Source organism: Kitasatospora sp. NPDC059462 (assembly GCF_042749955.1).
Taxonomy (GTDB): Bacteria; Actinomycetota; Actinomycetes; order Streptomycetales; family Streptomycetaceae; genus Kitasatospora.
The window spans coordinates 1-3186 of record NZ_JBHYUU010000354.1; the positions used below are offsets into that span (position 1 = coordinate 1).

A 3186-nucleotide genomic window follows, 5' to 3' on the forward strand; every position below is an offset into this window, starting at 1 on the left:
GGCGAGGACGACGAGGACGGCGTCCTTCACCTCGCCGCCGGTGGCCGCCAGCGCCCGCCGGGCGGTCTCCTCGTCCGTGCCGGTGATCTCGGTGACGATCCGCCGCGCCCGGTCGCGCAGCTTGGCGTTGCCCGCCCGGACGTCCACCATCAGATTCCCGTACGTCTTGCCGAGCCGGACCATCACCGCCGTGGACAGCAGGTTCAGCACCAGCTTCTGCGCCGTCCCCGCCTTGAGCCGGGTCGACCCGGCCACCACCTCCGGCCCGGTCACCACCTCGATGCCCAGCTCGGCGGCCGCGACCAGCGGCGACCCGGCGCTCCCCGCCAGCCCCACGGCCAGCGCCCCGGCGGCGCGGGCGCCGCGCACGGCGGCCACCGTGTACGGCGTGCGGCCGGAGGCGGAGACGCCGACCACCGTGTCCTCGGCAGTCAGCGCCAGCGCGGCCAGATCGGCGGCCGCCAGCTCCGGGCGGTCCTCCGCGCCCTCCACGGCGCGCACCAGGGCCCGTGCGCCGCCCGCGATCACGCCCACCACCTGGCCCGGGGCGGTGTTGAACGTCGGCGGGCACTCGCTCGCGTCCAGCACCCCGAGCCGCCCCGCCGTCCCCGCGCCCGCGTAGACCAGCCGCCCGCCCCGGGCCATCCGCCCGGCGACCGCGTCCACCACCACGGCGATCCTCGGCAGCTGCCCGGCCACCGCCCCGGCGACCGTGCGGTCCTCGGCGTTCAGCAGCCGCAGCAGCTCCAGTGTCCCCAGCCGGTCGAGGCCGGCCCACTGCGGCCGGACCTCCTCGGTCACCGGGCGGTCGGCGTTCTCCATGCCGAACCCCTCCCCGCGCATGACCGCCGCCAACCCGGGCAGGTGCCGGTCGGGCGAGGAAGGGAGGCCGGCCATGGGCCACCAGGAGACCGTCGCCGCCCTGCTGCAACGCTTCGGCCGCACCTACGCCGACGAGGCGGGCATCACGCTCCGCGACACCCCGTCCCCGCTCTACCGGCTGCTGGTGCTCACCACGCTCAGCTCGGTGCGGATCAGCGCCGACCTCGCCGTCGCCGCCGCCCGGGAGCTCTCCGCGGCGGGCCTGCGCACCCCGAAGGCCATGGCCGCCGCGCACTGGCAGACCAGGGTGGACGCCCTCGGCCGCGCCCACTACGTGCGCTACGACGAGAGCACCGCGACCGCTCTCGGCCGCGGCGCCGACCTGCTCCTCGACCGCTGGCACGGCGACCTGCGACGGCTCCGCGACGAGGCCGGGGGCGATCCCGCCCGCATCGCCGGGCTGCTCCGCGCGTTCCCCCGGATCGGCCCGGTCGGCTCGGGCATCTTCTGCCGCGAGGCCCAGGCGGTCTGGCCGGTCCTGCGCCCGTCCTTCGACGACCGCGCCCTGAGAGCGGCGGCCGACCTCGGCCTGCCCCGCACCCCGGCCGCCCTCGCCGCGCTCACCCCGCCGCGCGACCTCGCCCGCCTCGCCGCCGCCCTCACCCGCTTCAGCCTGGGCCGCGTCCGGCCCGGCGAACTCCGGGCGGCGTAGCCGTGCCCGGGCCGGCGCCGGGGCCGCCCGGGAGGCCGACCCGCCCGGGAGGCCCGGCCGCCCGGGTTCAGGCCATCCAGAAGAAGACCGCCGTCATGCGGCGCTCCTCCAGGGTCAGGCCGTGGTACGAGGTGGCGCTGTGGATCAGGTTGGCGTGGTAGACGAGCAGGCGGTTGTAGCGGTTGGGGACGCGGACGTCCTCGGTGAAGGCGTCGGCGGGGACGCGGCGGGTGCCGAGGGCCTCGACCAGATTGGTGTGCGGGGCGGCGACCAGGTTGCCGCCGAGCCGGCCGCCGGGGAACTGCTGGCGGTAGAAGCCGGTACCGGCGTCCTTGGCGGCTCCGGGGCTCAGGTAGAGGACGGCCGCGTAGCGGCAGAGGGCGCGGGAGTCGGTGTGCGGGCGCGGCTCCGACTCGCCGGCGCCGACGAGCTGGACGCAGTTGTGGTTCAGGGTGCCGCCGCCCGGGGCGCTCTGCACCCAGAGCCGCGGCGCCCCGGTGGCCCGGCGGACGAGTGCCTCGACCCGGGCCAGCTCGGCGGGCTCCAGGCCGGGCATGGTCCGCAGGCCCGGCCAGGTCTCCGGACGGTAGGGGTAGCCCTCGGCCCAGTCGTTCCGGTCGAGGCAGCGGCGCCGTACGGCGTCCGGGTCGGGCAGGACGTCGTCGAAGACCCAGTAGTCGCGGCCCGGGGTGGGTTTGCGGTAGGGCAGGACGGGCAGGTGGGCGGTCCGTCCGGCGGGCAGTGGAGGCATGGGCCGACCATAGGATTCGCCGCCCCCAACGTTCTGCCGTGAGCAGGTCAACCTTTCGTCAAGGTCACCACGGGCGGCGGGAACGGAGCCGGGGTCAGCACCGCCCGCCGGCGGCCCGTCACCACGGGGCGGGCGTCCGTCCCCGGCCGCCCGGAGCCGGCCGACACCGCCGAGGCGCGCCGGCGGGGCGGAACGTGAACGAGGTCACCCTTGAACGCGCGCCGGGCGGCGGGAAAGGGTGGTGGCATGACCACCTTCGAGATCGATCCCGCCGGGCCGTCGGCCGACGGGGAGCCGCGCACCCGCACCCACGAGTGGCGGGCCGGTCCGCCCATCTCGGCGTTCCCGCACCTCACCGGCGAGGAGATCCTCCGGGAGATCATCGCCGGCCGGATCCCGCAGCCGGCGATCGGGAGCACCATGGGCTTCCGGCTGGTGGAGGCCGGGCCCGGGACGGCCGCGTTCGAGGGCGCGCTCGGCGATCACCTCTTCAACCCGATGAACACCGTCCACGGCGGCTACCTGGCCACCCTGCTGGACTCGGCGCTCGGCTGCGCCGTGATGAGCCGGCTGCCGGCCGGCGTCGGCTACACCACCACGCAGCTGAACGTGCACATGGTGCGGCCGCTGTTCGCCGACTCGGGGCAGGTGCGCTGCGAGGGGGTCGCGCTGCACGTGGGGCGGACGATCGCCACCGCCGAGGCGCGGATCCTCGGCGGCCAGGACGGCCGGCTGTACGCGCACGCGACCACCACCTGCGCGATCCTGACCCCGCGCCGGGCCGACTGACCCACGCGCACGGGCCCCGGTTGTGAACCCCCCGCACGAACGCCCCGGGTTACCACCCCGGGCCCGGCGGGGCCCCGCGCCCGGGCGAAGGCCCCCCAAGCCCCCGCGACCC

At 76.9% G+C, this 3186-nt stretch carries 4 protein-coding genes; 2 read left to right on the forward strand and 2 right to left on the reverse strand.

Translation table 11 applies throughout. The annotated features are described in order from the left end of the window. Nucleotides 1–843, reverse strand: an 843-nt coding sequence (gene murQ / locus ACFXAM_RS38300) for an N-acetylmuramic acid 6-phosphate etherase (protein WP_380298523.1), incomplete at its 3' end; no start/stop codon positions are given. A gap of 52 nt (nt 844–895) precedes the next feature. Here murQ and ACFXAM_RS38305 point away from each other — a divergent pair. Beyond that, on the forward strand, nt 896–1534 hold the full coding sequence (locus tag ACFXAM_RS38305) for an endonuclease (RefSeq protein ID WP_380298517.1): 639 nt from the start codon (nt 896–898) through the stop codon (nt 1532–1534). Between the two features lie 67 nt (nt 1535–1601). Here the strand turns inward: ACFXAM_RS38305 and ACFXAM_RS38310 are convergent, their stop codons facing one another. Beyond that, nucleotides 1602–2285 carry a DUF6445 family protein gene (locus ACFXAM_RS38310; protein ID WP_380298519.1) on the reverse strand — a complete coding sequence of 228 codons (684 nt, stop codon included), beginning with the start codon at nt 2283–2285 and terminating at the stop codon, nt 1602–1604. Between the two features lie 246 nt (nt 2286–2531). Here ACFXAM_RS38310 and ACFXAM_RS38315 point away from each other — a divergent pair, with 246 nt between their 5' ends. Beyond that, nucleotides 2532–3074 carry a PaaI family thioesterase gene (locus tag ACFXAM_RS38315; RefSeq protein ID WP_380298521.1) on the forward strand — a complete coding sequence of 181 codons (543 nt, stop codon included), beginning with the start codon at nt 2532–2534 and terminating at the stop codon, nt 3072–3074. The last annotated feature ends 112 nt before the right edge of the window (nt 3075–3186 follow it).